Source organism: Roseateles terrae (assembly GCF_014192155.1).
Taxonomy (GTDB): domain Bacteria; phylum Pseudomonadota; class Gammaproteobacteria; order Burkholderiales; family Burkholderiaceae_C; genus Roseateles; species Roseateles terrae.
Map to the genome: position 1 here is coordinate 411,082 of NZ_JACHXO010000003.1, position 19,090 is coordinate 430,171.

General features: G+C 68.2%; 13 protein-coding genes and 1 pseudogene. All 14 read left to right on the plus strand.

Annotated elements, in window-relative coordinates; translation table 11 throughout:
- Nucleotides 1–128 precede the first annotated feature (128 nt).
- Nucleotides 129–1,304: a phosphodiester glycosidase family protein gene (locus tag FHS28_RS11065; RefSeq protein WP_184294585.1), complete on the plus strand. Its 1,176-nt coding sequence runs from the start codon at nt 129–131 to the stop codon at nt 1,302–1,304.
- Nucleotides 1,301–2,815 carry a hypothetical protein gene (locus tag FHS28_RS11070; RefSeq protein WP_088452689.1) on the plus strand — a complete coding sequence of 505 codons (1,515 nt, stop codon included), beginning with the start codon at nt 1,301–1,303 and terminating at the stop codon, nt 2,813–2,815. Before FHS28_RS11065 ends, FHS28_RS11070 begins: the two co-directional genes overlap by 4 nt.
- 93 nt (nt 2,816–2,908) lie before the next feature.
- Entirely contained in the window at nt 2,909–3,793 is an 885-nt protein-coding gene (locus FHS28_RS11075; RefSeq protein ID WP_088453127.1) for an N-acetylmuramic acid 6-phosphate etherase, read from the plus strand.
- Between the two features lie 92 nt (nt 3,794–3,885).
- Nucleotides 3,886–5,217 carry an MFS transporter gene (locus FHS28_RS11080; RefSeq protein ID WP_310736772.1) on the plus strand — a complete coding sequence of 444 codons (1,332 nt, stop codon included), beginning with the start codon at nt 3,886–3,888 and terminating at the stop codon, nt 5,215–5,217.
- 65 nt (nt 5,218–5,282) lie between these two features.
- A complete protein-coding gene (locus FHS28_RS11085; protein ID WP_088452687.1) occupies nt 5,283–6,827 on the plus strand; it encodes a glycoside hydrolase family 10-like protein in 1,545 nt (514 codons plus the stop codon).
- Between the two features lie 593 nt (nt 6,828–7,420).
- On the plus strand, nt 7,421–9,874 hold the full coding sequence (locus tag FHS28_RS11090; protein ID WP_088452685.1) for a TonB-dependent receptor: 2,454 nt from the start codon (nt 7,421–7,423) through the stop codon (nt 9,872–9,874).
- A 235-nt stretch (nt 9,875–10,109) separates the two neighbouring features.
- Nucleotides 10,110–11,294, plus strand: a complete 1,185-nt coding sequence (locus tag FHS28_RS11095; RefSeq protein ID WP_088452683.1) for an N-acetylglucosamine kinase — start codon at nt 10,110–10,112, stop codon at nt 11,292–11,294.
- Nucleotides 11,291–12,175, plus strand: coding sequence for an N-acetylmuramoyl-L-alanine amidase (locus tag FHS28_RS11100; protein ID WP_088452681.1), 885 nt, complete (start codon nt 11,291–11,293; stop codon nt 12,173–12,175). Before FHS28_RS11095 ends, FHS28_RS11100 begins: the two co-directional genes overlap by 4 nt.
- A gap of 29 nt (nt 12,176–12,204) precedes the next feature.
- Complete coding sequence (locus FHS28_RS11105; protein WP_088452679.1) at nt 12,205–13,215, plus strand: ABC transporter permease; 1,011 nt, start codon at nt 12,205–12,207, stop codon at nt 13,213–13,215.
- The gene (locus tag FHS28_RS11110; RefSeq protein WP_088452677.1) at nt 13,212–14,114 is read left to right on the plus strand and encodes an ABC transporter permease subunit; all 903 of its coding nucleotides are present in this window, start codon (nt 13,212–13,214) and stop codon (nt 14,112–14,114) included. The genes FHS28_RS11105 and FHS28_RS11110 overlap by 4 nt, the downstream gene beginning before the upstream one ends.
- A gap of 50 nt (nt 14,115–14,164) precedes the next feature.
- Nucleotides 14,165–15,199, plus strand: a pseudogene (locus FHS28_RS11115) (ABC transporter ATP-binding protein); the annotation flags it as partial.
- On the plus strand, nt 15,196–16,194 hold the full coding sequence (locus FHS28_RS11125) for a dipeptide ABC transporter ATP-binding protein (protein WP_088452673.1): 999 nt from the start codon (nt 15,196–15,198) through the stop codon (nt 16,192–16,194). The pseudogene FHS28_RS11115 and the gene FHS28_RS11125, both read left to right, overlap by 4 nt.
- Before the next feature lie 381 nt (nt 16,195–16,575).
- Nucleotides 16,576–18,171, plus strand: coding sequence for an ABC transporter substrate-binding protein (locus FHS28_RS11130; RefSeq protein WP_184294587.1), 1,596 nt, complete (start codon nt 16,576–16,578; stop codon nt 18,169–18,171).
- 6 nt (nt 18,172–18,177) lie between these two features.
- Nucleotides 18,178–19,077 (plus strand): LysR family transcriptional regulator, encoded by a 900-nt coding sequence (locus FHS28_RS11135; protein WP_088452669.1) that lies wholly within the window; start codon nt 18,178–18,180, stop codon nt 19,075–19,077.
- Nucleotides 19,078–19,090 lie beyond the last annotated feature (13 nt).

The following is a 19,090-nucleotide window of genomic DNA, read 5'->3' on the forward strand; positions in this document are numbered from 1 at the left end:
AGGCCGGTCGGACACAAGTGTTTCACTGAAAACTCCCATCAAGGCCGCGCCTTACGGCAAACGGAATGCCCGGGTGGGCGGAGATCGGACAGCGGGAGATGAGCCTGCGCTTCCATAGAATCCGCCGCATGGCCCCTTGCCGCTCGAAGCCTTCCCTGTCCAACAGCCTGCCGGGCGAGGTGGGTCCAGGGGTGCCCCGTTCCCGGCCGTTGACCCGGATGCTGGGCCTGCTGGCGCTGGCCGCCGGGCTGCTGTCGGGGTGCGCCAGCCCTGTCGGAGAACCGTCGCCGACCGATGCGCGTACGGGGGCATACGGCTCTTCCGGCCCGTCTGGCCCAACGGCCGCCCCATCCGCCTCATCCGTTCCGGCGGCCCCGCCCGCTGCCGCCGTCGTCCTGAGCTGGAGCCCGGTGGATGGCGCCACCGGATTGCTTTACGCCAGGGACGCCGCCACGAAGGGGCAGGTATTGCACTGGCTGCGCCTGGATCTGCAGGACCCGACCCTGGCGCTTCGCCTCACCCCGCCGCGTGACAGAGGCCGTCCGCTGGACCAGTTCGAAGGGGCGACGCAAGCACTGGCGGCGGTCAACGCCTCGTTTTTCACCAGCCGCTTCGAGCCGCGGGGCTGGACTTTGTCTGCGGGAGAAGCCTGGACCTCCATCCTGGCGGCGGACGACAGCCCGTGGCTCCACTGCGATACCCGCCAGCATTGCGACATGCAGCTGACGCCGCCCGTTCCCGCACCCCCGCCGGGTGGCCTAGCGGTGGCTGGGACGCCCTGGCTCATCCGCGACGGCTCGCCGCGGCAGGCGTCCGATGACAACAGCTGCAACTTCTGCAAGGTCCGCCATCCGCGGACGGCGATCGGACTGGATGCGTCGCGACGTTTCCTCACCGTCGTCGTGGTGGAAGGTCGGCAGCCCGGCGCGGTCGGCATGACACTGGCGGAACTCGCGCAGCATCTGCGGTCGCAAGGGGTGGCGCAGGCCTTGAACCTGGATGGCGGCGGCAGCACGGCGCTGCTGCTGCAGGGCCGGCTGGTCACCGGCCGGCCGTTCAATGAGCCAGGCCTTCGACCGCTGGCCAACGCGCTGATGGTGAGCCGGGCGGCTGGAGCCGCTGCACCGCGGCATGGCAAGGACGGTTCTGCGTCGGGCGCGGACCTGTCGTCGCGGACCGAGCGGCCGCCTTCCTCGGCTTCGGCATCAACTTCTGCGTCGGAACCAAGCGCTCGCGGTAGCGTCCCCCCACGACCTCTCCTCCTGAACCTTCAGATGTCCGCTTCCACGCCCCCACAGCCATGATCCCTGCCCTGCCCAGCCTGCCCATGCTCTCGCTGCCCCGGTGGGCGCAACCGCTGCTGAACCCGTCGTCCACCTGGCCGCAAGCGCCCACCGCGCAGCGTCACCGCGCATTGCGGCAGCCGGCGTTGCTGCGCGGTGCGACCCCTCGCGCCCTTCGCTGGGCACCGCTGCTCGCCGCGGCGCTGCTGGCCGCCTGCGCCACCAAAACGCCGCTTCCCGCCCAGCAACCGCCGGGCGGGCGGCCTACCGCCCCCACCAACGACTTCAGCCCCGCCGCCCTGCAGGCGCTCCGCCCCGCGCAATTCCGCTCGACCTTGGGCAGCGCGGCCCAGGTGCGTGAGCGGCTGGAACTCGACCGCTCGCGCATTCGCGGTGCCTCGTCCGCTGCCCGCAGCGCCCCGCAGGACACCGCAGCGCTGCGGGAACTGGCCGAAGCGCTGCGCCTCGTCGCCCACTACAACCTGGAACAGGACACCGCCCGCCCTGCCCTGCTCGCCGCGCTGCCGGGCCTCGACCGTCAGCCGGTGGAGGTGCAGCGGCCCCTGCTGACCGCGGCGTATACGCTCTATCCGCAAGATGCCGCTCCGCTGCTGCGCGACCTGCTGCCCCGCCTGACGACGCCGCGTGAATTCGCGATCGCCGCCTACACGCTGCTGCGCAGCCGCCAGCCGTCCGACCTGGCGCTGGTCCGCTCGCAGGTGATGCAACGCGAAACGTCGGAGCCGCGGATGCAGGCGCTGGTCCAGGCTCTCCTTATGGCCGAAGGCCTGCCTCAGGCTGCCCGTCCGCCGCTGGCCGACCTGCTGGCGGTCCGCCCCGGCTTCCCGGTGGTGTTCAGCTTCCAGCGTCCAGGGCGCCAGCAGATGGGGTTGGCGCTGGTCCGGCAGGCCGACGGCCGCTTCGTGCGCCGCGGCGACGGCGGTCTGGTCAACATCGCGCAGCTGGCGCTATCCAGCAGCGGCCTTCCGGGCACCCTCACCCTGGGCAATACGCCGCAAGGCCTGTTCGCCATTCAGGGCGCGGGCCGTGCGGCGACCAATCCGTGGATCGGCCCGACCCCGTATCTGCATTCCAAGGTGCCGGTGGAAGCCAGCGTGGCCGACTTCGAGCAGCGGCCGGCAGGAAGCACCGAGCCGGGCTGGTCGATCGACCGGTATCGCGCCCTGCTGCCCGCCACCTGGCGGGACTACGCGCCGATGCAGGAAGCCTGGCTGGCCGGTCTGGCCGGCCGGGACGAGATGCTGATGCACGGCAGCACCATCGATCCGCGCTACTACCTGGGCAACAGCTTCTTCCCCGGCACGCCCTCGGACGGCTGCATGGTGGCCATGGAATACTGGGATGGCAGCGGCACGATGGTCCACAGCGATCAGCTCGCACTGCTGCAGGCCTTCACCAAGGACGGGCGGGATCGCGGTTATCTCGTCCTCGTGGAACTGGATGCGTCGCCCCGCCCGGTGAGTCTGGCGGAGGTGATCGACGCGGTGGTGCAGGCCGAGAGCCGCCTGTAACCGGGACGGATAGCCGCCGGTTATGAGCCCAGCGGCGCCCTGTATTGGCTGATGCGGGGAAGCGGGACTAGAGTGGGCCTCGCCATGCTCAACATCCTCAACACCGAGACCCCCAGCCAACGGCATCCGGATCTGGATCTGTACGACAGCACCCGGCTGGTCGCCGCCCTGGTGGAGGATCAGCAAGCCGCCCTGGACGCCCTGCGGGCCGCAGCGCCCGCTCTGGCGGCAGCGGTGGAGGCGGCGGTGCCGCGCATCAGCGCCGGCGGACGCCTGCTTTATGCGGGGGCCGGTACCTCCGGGCGGCTGGGTGTGCTGGACAGTGTGGAACTGACACCCACGTTTTCCTGGCCGGGCGAGCGGGCCGTGGCCCTGATGGCGGGCGGGCCGTCGGCGATGTTTGTGGCCGTCGAAGGCGCGGAGGATGACGAGGCGCAGGGCCGGCGGGATGTGGAAGCCGTGGCGCCAACCGGCCAAGACGTGCTGCTCGGCATCGCGGCCTCGGGCCAGACCCCCTACGTGCTGGGCGCGCTGGCCGCCGGTCGTGCGGCTGGATGTCTGTGCGTGGGGCTGGCCAACAACCCCGGCACGGCGGTGCTGGCTGCCAGCGACCATCCCATTTTGCTGGACACCGGCGCCGAGCTGATTTCCGGGAGCACACGGCTGAAGGCCGGCACCGCGCAGAAGATGGCGCTCAATGCGTTCTCCAGCGCGCTGATGGTCCGCTTGAACAAGGTCTACGGCAACCTGATGGTGGACATGAAGGCCACCAACGCCAAGCTGGTGCGACGCGCCGTGGCGCTGACGATGCGGGCGGCCGGCGTGGATGAAGCCAGCGCGCGGCGGGCGTTGCAAGCCTGTGACTTCAGCGTGAAAACCGCGGTGGTGATGTTGCTGAAACAGCTGCCGGCGGATGAGGCGCTGCGGCTGCTGGAGGACCACTCGGGCAGCGTTCGGTTGGCACTGGCGCGGCACTGAGTGCGATGGCCGGTGCGGGCGGGAGGGCTGTCGGACGATGTGCGCCCTCGCAGCGGTGCGACACTGCACCCACATTGGCACCGTCAACCCCCGTGACTGCTCACAAGCCCGCCTCCCCGCCCGCCGGTTCACTGGCCGCTGGTTCATCGCCCGCCGCTTCCCTGTCGTCCCCCTGGGGCTGGGTGCCCTCGCTCTACTTCCTGCAGGGCGTCCCCTACATGGTGGTGATGATGCTCTCCACCGTGATCTACAAGAACATGTCGGTCTCCAACACCGACGTGGCGCTCTACACCAGTGGTCTCTACCTGCCCTGGGTGATCAAGCCGCTGTGGTCGCCGCTGGTGGAGATGTTCGGCACCAAACGCCTGTGGACGGTGGTGCTGCAGCTCGGCATGGGCGCCGCGCTGGCGGCGGTGGCGCTGACGCTGCCGATGAATCATTTCTTCCAGCTCTCGCTGGCCATGTTCTGGCTGATGGCCTTTGCGTCGGCCTCGCATGACATCGCCGCCGACGGCTTTTACATGCTGGGCCTGTCGCAGCATCAGCAGGCCGCTTTTGTGGGCGTGCGCTCCACCTTCTATCGGCTGGCCAGCATCGCCTGCAATGGCGGCATGGTGTGGCTGGCCGGGGAGCTTCATGAAGAGGGGCAGGACTGGGCGCAGGCCTGGCGGATGGTGCTCGCCACGGCGGCCGCCGTGTTCATCGGCCTGGCGGCGTATCACGCGTGGCGCCTGCCGCGTCCGGCGCAGGACGTGCGACCCGCCCCGGCCGACCGACAAGGCGGGATGTTCCTCACCATCTTCGCCGGGTTCTTCCGCAAGCCCGGGCTGGCGGTGATCATCGGTTTCCTGCTGCTCTACCGCTTTCCCGAAGCCCAGTTGCTCAAGCTGGCCGCCCCCTTCCTGCTGGATCCGATCGACAAGGGCGGCCTCGGGCTGGACAACAAGGCAGTCGGTCTGGCGTATGGCACCGTCGGCTTGCTGGCGCTGACGCTGGGCGGGCTGCTGGGCGGCTGGATCATCTCCAAGGTGGGCCTCAAGCGGGCGCTCTGGCCGCTGGTGATGGCGATGCATCTGCCCAATCTGGTGTTCGTGGCCATGGCCTGGAGCCATCCGGGGTCGCTATGGATCATCAGCGGCGCGCTCGCCGTGGAGCAGTTCGGTTATGGCCTGGGCTTCACCGCCTACCTGATGTTCATGATCCATGTGGCGGACGGGCCTCACAAGACCGCCCACTATGCGCTGTGCACCGGCTTCATGGCGCTGGGCATGATGTTGCCCGGCATGTGGAGCGGCTGGCTGCAGTCCCAGCTGGGCTATCTGCATTTCTTCCTCTGGGTGCTGGTGGCGGCGGTGCCGTCCCTGGTGATGACTGCGCTGATCCGGGTGCCGGATGACTTCGGGAAGAAACAGCCTGAGGCCTGATTCGGCAGGACCTGCCCTCAGGCGCGGTATCGTGCGGACTTCCCGCAACGAGGACTCCTGAACCGATGCAACGGCGACACCTGCTTCATGCGGCCCTGGGCTGGCCGGCGCTGAGCGCCGGTGCAGGGACGGGTCTGCTGCTGGGGGGGTGCGCCGCCCGTCCTCAACCGGGCCGTCCGGTGCCGCCGACGAGCGAACCCGTGGACGGCCCACCCGCGGCGCCGCGAGAGTTCCGCGGCGTATGGATCGCAACCGTCGCCAACATCGACTGGCCGAGCAAACGCGGCCTGCCGGCCGCGCAGCAGCAGGCGGAGATCCGACAGCTGCTGGACACCGCGGTGGACCTGCGCCTGAATGCGGTCGTGCTGCAGGTGCGCACCAGTGCGGACGCCCTCTACGCTTCGACCCTCGAGCCATGGAGCGAATACCTCACCGGGGTGCAGGGCCAGTCGCCGGGCTACGACCCGCTGGCGGTGTGGCTGGATGAAGCGCACGCCCGGGGCCTGGAGCTGCACGCCTGGATCAATCCCTACCGCGCCCGGCAAAGCGGAGGGCGCTCGGCCCCGGCCACCTCACATGTCAGCCGCAGCCATCCGGAATGGGTGCGGAGTTACGGGGATCAGCTGTGGATCGACCCAGGCGAGCCGGCCGCCGCCGAGCACACGCTGGCGGTCTGCCGGGATCTGCTGAGCCGCTATGCGGTGGACGGTCTGCACATCGACGATTACTTCTACCCCTATCCGGTACAGGATGCGGCCAAGCAGGAAGTGGATTTTCCGGATGAGCCCAGCTGGTCGCGTTACCTGTCGCAGGGCGGGCGGCTGACCCGGGCCGACTGGCGGCGTGACAACGTGGACCGGCTCGTGCAGCGGCTGCACGCCCTGGTGCGCGAGCTCCGTCCGGCGGCACGGGTGGGCATCAGTCCGTTCGGTCTGCCGCGGCCCGACCTCCGTCCGGCCGGCATCGAAGGCTTTTCCCAGTACGACAAGCTGTATGCCGACGTCGAACTCTGGATGGCGCGGGGCTGGCTCGACTACCTGGCGCCGCAGCTCTACTGGCCCCGGGCGCAGAAGCCCCAGGCCTTCGAACCGCTGCTGCGGGCCTGGCAAGGTCTCAATCCCCAGCAGCGGCACATCTGGCCGGGACTGTTCACCAGCCGCGCGGTCACCGACGCGGCCGGGTGGACGCCGGAGGAAATTGCTGCGCAGATCGAGATCTGTCGGACGGCTCCCGTCTCCGGCGGCCATGTTCACTTCAGCATGGTGCCGCTGGCGCAGAACCGCCGCGGCCTGACGCAGCAGCTGCGCCAGGGCGTCTATGCCCAAGCTGCGCTGCCGCCAGCGACGCCGTGGCTCCAGGCTCCACCTTGCGGACCGGTGCAACTGCTGCGCCTCGCCGAGGGTCAGCTTCAGCTGGTGACCCAGGATGGCGCACCTGCCCGGGTGTTCGCCCTATGGCGACGCGCCACGCACCGCGGCGAAGCGAGCTGGCGGCTGGACGTGGTGCCCCCCCATGGCCGGGTCCCGGCAGCCGAGACCGGGGAAACCCTCGTCGCCCTGGCACTCAATGCGACCAACACGGAAGGCCCTGCCGCCACCTTCGTGGTCTGAGCGGCTGTAACCGCGCTGAAATCTGTCGATTCCGCGCAACGTCGCAGTGTCTCTAGGGGCGATCCTCAACCCCCGAGAAAACCCTGTTGAAAGGCGATTTCCAGCGCCCGGGATGCCAATGGTCATGGGGTCTGGCGGCGCTTGTGGCGCTGCGCCATCACCCCCCGAATCCTGTCATTTCTTGTCACAAACCTTCAACATCCCGCCGTGAGACTCGCGTCCGTGAATCCGGGTGGGGGACTTTCGGTGAGCCGAAAACCCCCGCTGGCACAAAGTCGGCAGGACAGGAGCAAACCCTAGTGCGGCGGTGTTGGTCGCATTGCTGGGCTGTGACTCGACTGGTAGGCTTTTTGCTTGAGATCAAGCTGGGGTCGAGTTTCGACTTCGCACACAAGTAGAGGGTGGCTGGTTGATAGAGACCGGCGGTCGGGATTTTTCGGGCCGCAAGAACAGATGCAAAACGTTTGCGAGGTGGTTGGCCACCCCGGTTTTGCGCCAAAGGTCCGGAAGGGGCGAGGGATGCCTTCCATTGCAGCCGCGGATTCGGTGGTTTTCGTTTTCAAAAAATCGGTTCGTCGCACAGGAGCGCAAGAATGAGTCAGAACAAGTGGTTGGGTTTTAGCAAGACGGCATTGGCCGCCGCCGCTGCCATGGTGGTGGTGATGCCGGCGATGGCCCAGGAGGCCAAGAAGAAGGCCGACCAGTCGGAAGATGAAGGCGCTCCGCGCGCCAAGGAAGACACCGTCCGTCTGGGCACCATCGTCATCACCGGCGAAGGCGGCAAGCTGGGCACCGGCCAGATGCTGAACGAAGACGCCGGCAAGGCCCGCAGCACCGTCACCCGCGCCGCCATCGACAAGGACCGCTCCACCGGCAACCCGTTCCAGGCCCTGGCCATGCTGCCGGGCGTGAGCACCTTCAACCATGACGCCACCGGCCTGTTCGGCGGCGGCCTGACGGTGCGCGGCTTCGGCTCGGACCAGATGGGCTTCACCGTCAACGGCGTGCCGGTCAACGACTCCGGCAACTTCGCCGTGTATCCGCAGGAATATGCGGACCAGGAAAACCTTTGCACCCAGTCGATCTCCCAGGGGAGCCCGGACGTGGATTCGCCGCATGCCGGCGCCACCGGTGGCAATGTCAGCATCACCAGCTGCGACCCGGAAGACAAGCGCCGCGTCCGCGTGAGCCAGACCCTGGGCGACCTGAACCTGACCCGCACCTTCGTGCGTTACGACACCGGCCGCTTCCTCAACAACAGCGCCAAGGTGTTCCTGAGCTACTCCCACACCCAGGCGGACAAGTGGAAGGGTGAAGGCGAAGCGAAGAAGGACCACATCGACGCGGCCTTCCGCTGGGACATCAATCCCGACAACACGATCCTGGGCTCGGTGCTCTACAACCGTGCAGTGAACAACGCGTTCTACACGCTGAGCGCGGCCCAGATCGCCACGAACTACAACACGGACTACTCCAACACGTTCGCCGGCCACGCTGCACCGTCGCCCGGTACCGCCGTGAAGGATCCGACGCAGAGCCCCAACTACTGGAAGCTGGCCAACAATCCGTTTGAAAACGCTGTGGTGTCGGTCTCCGGCTCCTTCAAGCTGGCCGAAGCCACCTATCTGAAGGTGCAGCCCTACCTGTGGTGGGGCTTCGGCAACGGCGGCTGGTCGCAGCTGGCAATGAGCGAATCCGGTTTCCTGGATCCTTCCAAGGGCACCAACACGGCCAAGAAGGACCTGAACGGCGACGGCGACACGCTCGACACCGTCACCATGGCCCGCGCCAGCGTGACCCGCACCTCGCGTCCCGGCGTGACCACCGAAGTGAACACGACCCTGGGCAACCACAACCTGCGCGTGGGTGTGTGGTTCGAGCGTGCCGAGCACAAGCAGACCCAGCCGATCGTTTCCATCGACAACGCCGGCAATCCGACCGACATCTGGCTGCAGAAGGGCCGTGTCGCCCGTCCGGACGGCTCGCTGTATGAAGGCCGCGACTGGGACACCATCAGCACCGCCTATCAGGCCTACGTCAACGACAACTGGTCCTTCGACAACGACAACGGCTCGCTGTCGGTCGGCCTGCGTGCCCCGCACGTGAAGCGTGACGTGACCAACTACGCCAACGAAACGCTGGGCGTCAACTACAACATCAACAAGAGCTACAGCGAGCTGCTGCCGCAAGTGGCCCTGCGCTACAACCTGGCGGCGGCCCACCAGGTGTTCTTCAGCATGGCGAAGAACTTCCGCGCTCCGGCCAACTTCGCCTTCACCGGTTCGAACATCGCCGTGACCAACGGTGTGGCCTCGCTGATCCGCGAAGCCAAGCCGGAAACCTCGGTCATGACCGACCTGGGCTACCGCTATCAGACCAAGAACCTGTCGCTGTCGGCCACCCTGTTCAATTCGGCCTTCAAGAACCGTCAGGCCAACGCCTACGACCCCATTGCCGACAAGAGCACCTATCAGAACGCGGGCGACGTGAACAACCGCGGCCTGGAACTGGAAGCCGGCACGGGCAAGTACAAGGGCTTCAGCGCTTATGCATCGCTGACGATGCAACACAGCGAGATCAAGAACGATCTGCTGGTGGCCAAGGGCACACTGAAGAACGGTGGCAAGGAGGACGTCTACCTGCCGCTGTCGGGCAAGCAGTTCACGCTGACGCCCGAGCGCATCGTCTCGACCTCGGTGCAGTATGAATACGGCAACTTCTATGGCCGTCTGAAGGTCAAGCGTACCGGCCGCCAGGCTGCCACGATGATCAACGACGAGTGGATCCCCACCTACTGGATGGCCGACTTCGACGCCGGCTACAACTTCGGTGAGGTGAGCTTCGCCAGCAACGTGCAGCTGCGTCTGAACGTGAGCAACATCGGTAATGCCAAGTACCGCAACCTGTCGTCGGGTTCGGTGACCAACGCACAGAAGTACAACACCACACTGAGCGATGGCAGCGCCTACTCGGTGGCCTCCAGCGGCGTGTTCTATTACGTTGGTGCCCCGCGCTTCGCCTCGATCAGCCTGAGCGCCGACTTCTAAATCCTGCGGACGGCACGGACAGCGGCTCACGCCGCTGCCCCAAAACCCTCCTCAACCGCCCCGGTTCGCCGGGGCGGTTTTTTTTCGTCCGTCGCTGCGTGGATCGGTGGCGTCGGCTCGACGTTCGGCCGGCCGCGGCGCTGGGTCACCCATGACTCCAGCTCATAGGCGGGACCCGCATTGACAGTGGCGCAGAGCCCGCGACGCGCCTACCCTGGCCTCCGATCGGACCTCCATGCGTTCAACTGCCCCTCCCGCTGCAACTGCCATTGCCACTGCAACTGCCAGTGCCACTTTGGCACCTGTGCCTGCATCTGCACCTTCGCCAGCACATGGACCTGCAGGCGCACCTCCGGCTGCACCGGCGCCTGCGATCACCACCGCGACCCCAGTTGCACCGGCATGGGTCTCCGCCCCGATCGAGGCCACCGCATCGGCCGCCACTGGCCGGCCGGTCCTGGGCCTCGGCCTCGATGCCGGCGGCACCCAGACCCGCTGGTGCCTGGCCCATGCCAACGGCCAATGCGTCGCCCGCGGCGCGGTCGGCGGGCTGACCGCCCTGCTGCTGGAGAGCAGCGCCGGCCGGGTTGCCCTGGCCCAGACCCTACAAACGCTGGCCGCCGAGGTCTGGGCGGCCGCCGGCCGCGGTGGCGTTGGCGCCCTGGAGGCCGGCATCACCGGCCTGGGTGAACCCGACGGACCAGCCGGTCAGCAGCTGCGCGCCCTTTTCGCTCAGCACCTCGGACTGCCGCCTACCACGCTACGCTGTGACAGTGACATCGCCGCCGCCTTCCACGCGCTGTTCCAACCCGGGGAAGGCCACCTGGTCTACGCCGGCACTGGCGCCATCGCGGCCCACATCGACACCGATGGCGTCCTGCACCGCGCCGGCGGTCGGGGCCCTCTGATCGGCGACGAAGGGGGTGGCCTGTGGATCGCCCGCGAGGCGCTCGCCCTGGTCTGGCGCCGGGAGGACGACGCGCCGGGTGCTTGGCAGCAGTCCCGCCTGGCCCGCGGACTGTTCGAGCAGCTCGGCGGCGCCGACTGGGCCCTCAGCCGCCAGTTCCTCTACGGCGGTGATGCGGCCACCCGTCGCGGCGCCCTCGGTCAGCTGGCACTGGCCGTCGGTTCAGCCGCCCACGACGGCGATGCCGACGCCCTCGCCCTGCTCCACCGCGCCGGCACGGAACTGGCCCGCCTGGCACTGGCGCTGTGCCGCCGCCTGGGCCCCCGCCCCATCAGCGCTGCCGGGCGGGTGCTGCAGCTGCATCCGGCCATTGCCACCGGCCTGCGGTCGGCGCTGCCGCTGCATCTGCCGCTGTCCCTCGCGCAACCGGACACCGCCCTCTCCGCCGCGCGCCGCGCCGCAGTCTCCGCTACATTGCGCAGCACACGCTCTGCACCACTCACGTCACCATGAACTTCCGCACCCGACTGCTCACCCTCGCCGCCGCCGTGTTTCTGGCGGCCTGCGCCACGCCGACGCCGCAGATCGACCGCACCCATGTGTCGGAGAACCAGGACAGCCGCGTGCAGTTCCTGATCCTGCACTACACCGCCATCGACTTCGACAAGTCGCTCAAGGTGCTGACCACCGGCGGCAAGGTGTCGGCCCACTATCTGGTGAACGACAACCCGGTGAAGACCTATCAGCTGGTCGATGAGAACCGTCGCGCCTGGCATGCCGGCGCCAGCTACTGGGCGGGCGCCACCAACTTGAACTCGGCGTCCATCGGTATCGAAATCGTGAACCCGGGCTTCACCGAGACGCCGGCGGGCCGTGTCTACGCCGGCTACCCACAATCCCAGGTGGACGAGGTGATCCGGCTGGTGCGCCAGATCGTCCAGCGCCACCAGATCCGACCGGACCGCATCCTCGGCCACAACGACATCGCCCCCGGCCGCAAGCAGGACCCGGGCCCCGCCTTTCCCTGGAAGCAACTGGCCGATGCGGGCCTGATCCCCTGGCCGGACCCGTCGCTGCTCGAAGTGCGCCGCGCCGTTTTCCAGATCGTGCCGCTGCCGGACGTGCCGTGGTTCCAGCAGAAACTGGCCCAGGTGGGCTATCAGACGCCGCAGACCGGGGTGATGGACGCGGCCACGCGTGAGGTGATCAGCACCTTCCAGATGAAGTACCGCCCGACCAATGCCTCGGGGGAAATGGATGCCGAAACGGCCGCGCTGCTCGATGTGGTGACCACGCCGGGCGGCATGATCACGCGCCTGCCGGTCCCCGGCACGCCCGACACCCGCACCGATACCCAAACGAACGGCCGCCCCGACAATCGCTCGCCCTACTGACGCCGACGCCTTTCGCGCCTCGCACGCCCTTGTTCCAATTTCTCCTCAAGCGCCTGGCCACGCTGCTGCCGACCCTGATCGGCGTCACGCTGGTGGCCTTCGGACTGATCCGGCTGGTCCCGGGCGATCCGGTCGCCATCATGATGGGCGAGCGGGCGCTGGACCCGGCCACCCACGCCCGGATGATGCGGGAGCTGGGGCTGGATCAGCCGCTCTGGCGCCAGTATCTGGACTACGTCGGCGGCCTGCTGCACGGCGACCTCGGCCAATCGCTGGTCTCGCACGAGCCGGTGTCGCGGGAGTTCCTGGCGCTGTTCCCCGCCACGGCGGAGCTGGCCCTGGTGGCCCTGCTGGTGGCCATCGTCATCGGCCTGAGTCTGGGCATGGCGGCGGCGCTGCGGCGCGGCTCCTGGCTGGACCAGGGCGTGATGGGTCTGGCGACGGTCGGTTATTCGATGCCGGTGTTCTGGTGGGGATTGATCCTGATCATGACCTTCTCGGTGGGCCTGGGCTGGACGCCGGTCTCCGGCCGTGTGGCGGTGGACTATGACGTGCAACGCCTCACCGGCTTCATGCTGATCGATGCGGCGATGCATCCGGAGCCGGGCGCCTGGTGGTCGGCGCTGCGCCATCTGCTGCTGCCCGCCGCCGTGCTGGCTACCTCCAATGCCGCGGTGATCGCCCGCATGACGCGCTCCAGCCTGCTGGAAGTGCTGCGGGAGGACTACATGCGCAGTGCCCGTGCGCGCGGGCTGAGCCCCATGCGGGTGGTGCTGGTGCATGGGCTGCGCAATGCGCTGATCCCGGTCATCACGGTGATTGGCCTGAAAGTGGGCAGCCTGCTGGCCGGTGCGGTGCTCACCGAGACGATCTTCTCCTGGCCCGGCATCGGCAAATGGCTGATCGACGCGATCGCCCGGCGTGACTATCCGGTGGTGCAGGCCGGCATCCTGATTTCGGCCTGCTGCTTCATCTTCATCAACCTGCTGGTGGACCTGCTGTATGGCGTCGTGAATCCGCGCATCCGGGGGGGCCGATGAACGCGGCGGTCTCTCCGATCGACGCGGCCGCACCCGTCGGCCCGTGGCGCGAAGCCGCGACTGCCTTTGCCGCCAATCGCGGCGCGCTGGCCGCGTTTCTGGTCTTCGCGCTGATGGCCCTGGCGGCGCTGCTGGCGCCGTGGATCGCGCCGCATGACCCGATCCATCAATACCGCCTGCAGATGCTGCTGCCGCCGGTCTGGATGGACGGCGGCCAATGGCAGTTCCCGCTGGGCACCGACGAGCTCGGCCGCGACCTGCTCAGCCGGTTGCTGCACGGGGGGCGGGTGTCCCTGGGCATCGGGCTGGCGTCGGTGCTGATGTCGGTGGTGCCCGGTGTCTTGCTCGGCCTGCTCGCCGCGTTCCATCCCCGCTGGCTGTCACCGGCGGTGATGCGGGTGATGGACGTGATGCTGGCGCTGCCCGGCCTGCTGCTGGCCATCTGCGTCATCACCGTGCTGGGCCCGGGCCTGCTGAACACGGTGATTGCGATTGCCATCGGCAGCCTGCCGGAATATGTGCGCCTCACCCGCGCCACCGCGCTGGCCGAACTGGGCAAGGATTACGTGACCGCCACCCGCCTGGCCGGCGCCTCGACGCTGCGACTGATGCTGTCGGCGGTGCTGCCCAACTGCCTGGCACCGCTGATCGTGCAGGCCTCGCTGGGCTTCTCCAGTGCGATCCTGGAGGCCGCGGGCCTCGGATTCCTCGGCCTGGGCGTGCAGGCGCCGACACCGGAATGGGGCACGATGCTCTCCTCCGCGCGGGACTACATCGTGCGGGCGCCCTGGGTGGTGACCCTGCCGGGGCTGGCCATCCTGGCGTCGGTGCTGAGCGTCAACCTGATCGGCGACGGCCTGCGGGACGCGCTGGACCCTCGACTCAAGCGGGTGAGCTGATGGCGACGCTGATGCTGGAGATGTCGCAGCTGCAGGTCCGCTTTGGCAGATTCACCGCGGTGGATGGCGTGGACCTGAGCGTCAGCGCGGGAGAAGTGCTGGGCGTCGTCGGGGAGTCGGGCTCCGGCAAATCGGTGGCGATGATGGCGCTGATGGGCCTGGTGGACGCGCCCGGTGAAGTGCGCGCGACCACCCTGCGCTTTGACGGCCAGGACCTGTTGACGATGTCACCCGCGCAACGCCGCCGCTGCATCGGCCGGGACATGGCGATGGTCTTCCAGGACGCGCTGGCCAGCCTCAATCCGAGCTACACCATTGGCTTCCAGATCGAGGAAGTGCTGCGCCATCACCTGGGCCTGCGCGGCCGGGCGGCGCGAGAGCAGGCGCTGGCGCTGCTGCGTCAGGTGGAGATTCCGGACCCGGAGCGGCGGCTGGATGCGTATCCGCATGAGCTCTCCGGCGGCATGAACCAGCGGGTGATGATTGCACTGGCGATTGCCTGCAGTCCGAAGCTGCTGATCGCCGATGAGCCAACGACTGCACTGGATGTGACCATCCAGGCCCAGGTGATGGACCTGCTGCTGCGGCTGCAACGCGAGCGCGACATGGCGCTGGTGATGATTACCCACGACCTGGCGGTGGTGGCCGAAATGGCGCAGCGGGTGGCCGTGCTGTATGCAGGCCAGGTGGTGGAGACCGGGCCGCTGCCGCAGGTCTTCGACCAGCCGCGCCATCCCTACACCGCAGCGCTGCTGGCTGCGATCCCCGAGCACCGCCGGAGCAGTGGCGACAGTGGCGGTCAGGGCGACAGTGCCAGTCATGCCGGCAGTGGCGGTCATGACGGGAGCGCGGGCAGCGGAGATGGCAGGGGCGATGCGGACAGTGCGCGGCACCGGCGGCTGCCGGCGTTGCCGGGCATGGTGCCTGGGGCATCAGACCGTCCGTCCGGATGCCTCTTTGCCCCGCGATGTCCGCAGGTGCGGGATCGTTGCCGCAGCGAGCGACCGGCCCTGGAGGCGGGGGTTCGATGCTTCTTCCCGTTGAACGGGCCGGCGGCGCATCCCGCTTCGGGAGGCAGCCGATGAACGACTCGACCCGCGGCCAGCCGGCGCCGATCCCGTCAGCGCCCTTGTTGCGCGCCGAAGGCCTGACGCGTCACTACGCCGTCAGCCAGGGATGGTTCAAGCCGAAAGCCACGGTGCGGGCGCTGGAAGGTGTGAGTTTCGATCTGCAGCCAGGACGCACGCTGGCGGTGGTCGGTGAATCGGGCTGCGGCAAATCCACACTGGCGCGGGCGCTGACCCTGGTGGAGACGCCCACCGCAGGCCGACTGTTCCTGCAGGCCCAGGACGTCGCCGCGCCCCTGACGCGAGACCAGCGACAGGCACTGCGCCGACAGGTGCAAATGGTCTTCCAGAATCCATATGCTGCGCTCAATCCGCGCAAGACCATTGCCGCGACGCTGGCCGAGCCGCTGGTCATCAACACCCGCCTCTCCGCTGCCGAACGGCGGGAGCGGGTGGAAACACTTGCGCAGCAGGTCGGCCTGCGGCCGGAGCATCTGCGCCGCTATCCCCACATGTTCAGCGGCGGTCAGCGCCAGCGCATTGCGATTGCGCGGGCCATGATGCTGCAACCTGGCATCGTGGTGGCGGACGAACCCACCTCGGCGCTCGATCTCTCCATCCAGGCCCAGATCCTCAACCTGTTCATGGACCTGCAGCAGGCCCATGGCACCGGTTATGTCTTCATCTCCCACAACCTCGCGGTGGTGGAGCATGTGGCCGACGACGTGATGGTGATGTACCTGGGCCGCGTGGTGGAGCACGGCCCGCGTGATCGGCTCTTCGCCCAGCCGCTGCATCCCTACACCCAGGCGCTGATCAGCGCCACGCCGTCCCTGCGCGCGGCGGACCGGCGGGTGCGCATTCCCATCCATGGCGAGCTGCCCTCGCCGCTGCGGCCACCGAGCGGATGCGCATTCCACCAGCGTTGTCCGAGAGCGGTGGCGCGCTGTGCGGAGGTCCGGCCTGAATTGCGGCCGGTGGACGGCCGACTGGTCGCCTGCGACGTGCTCTAAAGCCCGCGGACCGGCCGCGTCCGGTCGGCGTCCGGTCGGCATCCTCGCCCCCCGCGGCGAACCGCTCCCATCCGTGATCAGGCAGTCAGTGTGGCTCCGCACGCCATTCGCGTGGCGTCCGCCTGCTGGTGTCCACGGGTCAGCGCGCGTGCGCTGCCCGCGCCGCCCCGGCCACCCATCGCCCCAGCCGCATAACCGGGTGTTATGGTTGAAGCGTGCCATTTCAGTTGTGGCCTGCCCGCGCCGCTTCCAACAATGGCGCGCCGACTGCCTGCCTTCATGCACCTGATTCGTCCCCGCTCACCTGCTGCCTCGCGCCCGGGATCCGCCCGATCCGCCTCGCTGACCCGGCGGGCCGCGCCGCTGCAGTGGGCAGCGCTCATGCGGACCGCATGGATGGGGGCGGTGCTGATCGTCACGGCAGGCCTGGCAGGAGTCGCGAACGCGGCCACCCCCGCCGACAAACCGCTCGTCTACTGCACTGACGCCAGCCCGGAAGGCTTCGATCCGGGGTTATGGGATTCGGCCAGCACCAACAACGTCAACAACCAGATCTTCCAGGGCCTGGTGCGATTCGAGCGCGGCGGCACGGCGCTTCAGCCCGCATTGGCCACCCATTGGGAGATCAGCCCGGACGCCCGCGTCTTCACCTTCCACCTGCGCCCCGGCGTGCACTTCCAGCAGCGCCCATGGTTCACGCCCACCCGTGACTTCAATGCGGACGACGTGCTCTTCACCTTCGGCCGCTTCCTGCAACCGGACCACCCGTTCAACAAGGCCTTTCCCGCCACCTTCATCTATCCGCAGAACCTGGGCCTGGCCAAGGCGGTGGCGTCCATGGAGAAGCTGGGCCCACTGACAGTGCGCTTCACGCTGCACCAGCCCAACGTCACCTTCCTCAGTTATTTCGCGATGGCCTTTGCCGGCATTCAGCCGGCGGAATACGGGGCGCAGCTGCTGCGGGAGGGTCAGGCCAGCCAGATCAACCGGCTGCCGGTGGGCACCGGCCCGTATCGCTTCCGCAGCTATGCCAAGGACGATGTCGTCCGCATGGAGGCCAACCCCGATTACTGGGGCCCTCCGCAGAAGACCCGTCGCCTGATCTTCACCATCAGCCGCGAGGCGGCGGTGCGGGTGCAGAAGCTGCTGGCCGGGGAATGCCAGATCACCTCCCCGCTGCGGGACATCGACGTCGCCGCGCTCGACCGCCATGCCGACCGTATCCGGCTGATGAAGATTCAGGCGCTGAACATCTCCTACCTGTCCTTCAACCTGCGCAAGCCACCGACCAACAACCGGCTGGTGCGCGAGGCGCTGGACATCGCCGTGGACCGCGACGCCATCTTCCGCGCCCTCTTCCCGCGCGGCGACGCGATGCAGGCGGTCAATCCGTTCCCGCCCGCCATCCCGGGCTACAACACACGGCTGCGCAATGAATACAACCCGGCCCGCGCGCGGGAGCTGCTGCGACAGGCGGGCTACCCGGACGGGCTGGACATCGACTTGTGGGCGCTGCCGGTCACACGGCCCACCAATCCCAACGGGCAGTTGATGGCGCAGCTCATTCAGCAGGACTGGGCGCGCATCGGTGTGCGGGCCCAGATCCGGACCTACGAATGGGGCGAGTACCTCAAGCGCGCCAACGCGGGCGAGCATTCGGTCTACATGAGCGGCTGGTCCGGCGAGAGCGGCGATGCGGACGATTTCCTCTCCCCCAACCTCAGCTGCGCCACCAACAAGACCGGCGTGAAGTTCTGCAATGCCGACTTCGAGCGGCTGATCGACACCGCTCGCGCCACCCCGGATGCGGCGCGCCGGATCGCCCTCTATGAACAGGCGCAGGAGATCTTCAAGCGGGAGCGTCCGTGGATCACGATGGCGCATTCCACCGTCTACATTCCCACCAGCCTGGACCTGCGGGGCTTCCGCATGCAGCCCAATGGCGGCGTGGTGTTCGAGAACGTCTACCGAGAGTAAGCCACCATGCGGCTGCGCCATATCGAGGTCTTCCACGCCATCATGCAGGCGGGCACCATCAGCGGTGCGGCCCAGCTGCTGCACATCTCCCAGCCGGCGGTGACCAAGGTGCTGCAGCACTGCGAGCTGCAACTGGGCATGCCGCTGTTCGACCGGGTGCGCGGCAAGCTCTATCCCACGCCGGAGGCCCAGCGCCTGTTCGTGGAGATCGACAAGCTCAATCGCGATCTGGTGTCCATCCGCCGCCTCGCGGCCAACCTGCGTGCGGGCGAGTCGGAATCGCTGCGGCTGATCGCCACGCCGGCGCTCGGCGTGACCGTCATCCCCGCCGCCATGACGCACTGGGCCCGGGCCTTTCCGCGCAGCCGCTGCCAGCTCAGCACCCACCACACGCGGGAGATCGTGTCTGCCCTGCTGCTGGGAGAAGCGGATCTGGCGCTGAGCCTGCAGGACCCGCGTCATCCCGGCATCAAGGCCGAGGTGCTGGCCACCGGAGAGCTGATGGCGCTGTGTCCGCTCAGCAGTCCGGAAGCCCAGGGCGACGGTCCGCTGCGGCTGGCGGACATCGAATCGGAACTGATCGCCATGGCGGAAGACGATCCGCTGGGCCAGATGCTGCATCACGCCGGCGAGTCGCTGGGGCAGCATCTGGACAGCCGCATCACCGTGCAGACCTACCAGCTGGCTCGGTCGCTGGTGGAGGCCGGCGTGGGCATGACGGTGGTCGATCCCTTCACCGCCGCTCCGGCTGATCGCCAGCGGGTGCGGGTGCGACCGCTGGAGCCGACGATGTCGGTGCAGCTGGTGCTGCTGACCTCGGCGAGTGCGCCGCTGGCCCAGGCGGCGCGGCGGCTGGTCGGCTACCTGCGCGACGCTGCCCGCAGCCACCTGGACAGCCTGGCCTGACGGCCGGCCTCTG

What these genes read in the sequence shown, in the direction of transcription:
- FHS28_RS11065 (WP_184294585.1), top strand. Translation starts at nt 129, where the DNA reads ATGGCCCCTTGCCGCTCGAAGCCTTCCCTGTCCAACAGCCTGCCGGGC.
- FHS28_RS11070 (WP_088452689.1), top strand. Translation starts at nt 1,301, where the DNA reads ATGATCCCTGCCCTGCCCAGCCTGCCCATGCTCTCGCTGCCCCGGTGG.
- FHS28_RS11085 (WP_088452687.1), top strand. Translation starts at nt 5,283, where the DNA reads ATGCAACGGCGACACCTGCTTCATGCGGCCCTGGGCTGGCCGGCGCTG.
- FHS28_RS11090 (WP_088452685.1), top strand. Translation starts at nt 7,421, where the DNA reads ATGAGTCAGAACAAGTGGTTGGGTTTTAGCAAGACGGCATTGGCCGCC.
- FHS28_RS11095 (WP_088452683.1), top strand. Translation starts at nt 10,110, where the DNA reads ATGCGTTCAACTGCCCCTCCCGCTGCAACTGCCATTGCCACTGCAACT.
- FHS28_RS11100 (WP_088452681.1), top strand. Translation starts at nt 11,291, where the DNA reads ATGAACTTCCGCACCCGACTGCTCACCCTCGCCGCCGCCGTGTTTCTG.
- FHS28_RS11110 (WP_088452677.1), top strand. Translation starts at nt 13,212, where the DNA reads ATGAACGCGGCGGTCTCTCCGATCGACGCGGCCGCACCCGTCGGCCCG.
- FHS28_RS11125 (WP_088452673.1), top strand. Translation starts at nt 15,196, where the DNA reads ATGAACGACTCGACCCGCGGCCAGCCGGCGCCGATCCCGTCAGCGCCC.
- FHS28_RS11130 (WP_184294587.1), top strand. Translation starts at nt 16,576, where the DNA reads ATGCGGACCGCATGGATGGGGGCGGTGCTGATCGTCACGGCAGGCCTG.
- FHS28_RS11135 (WP_088452669.1), top strand. Translation starts at nt 18,178, where the DNA reads ATGCGGCTGCGCCATATCGAGGTCTTCCACGCCATCATGCAGGCGGGC.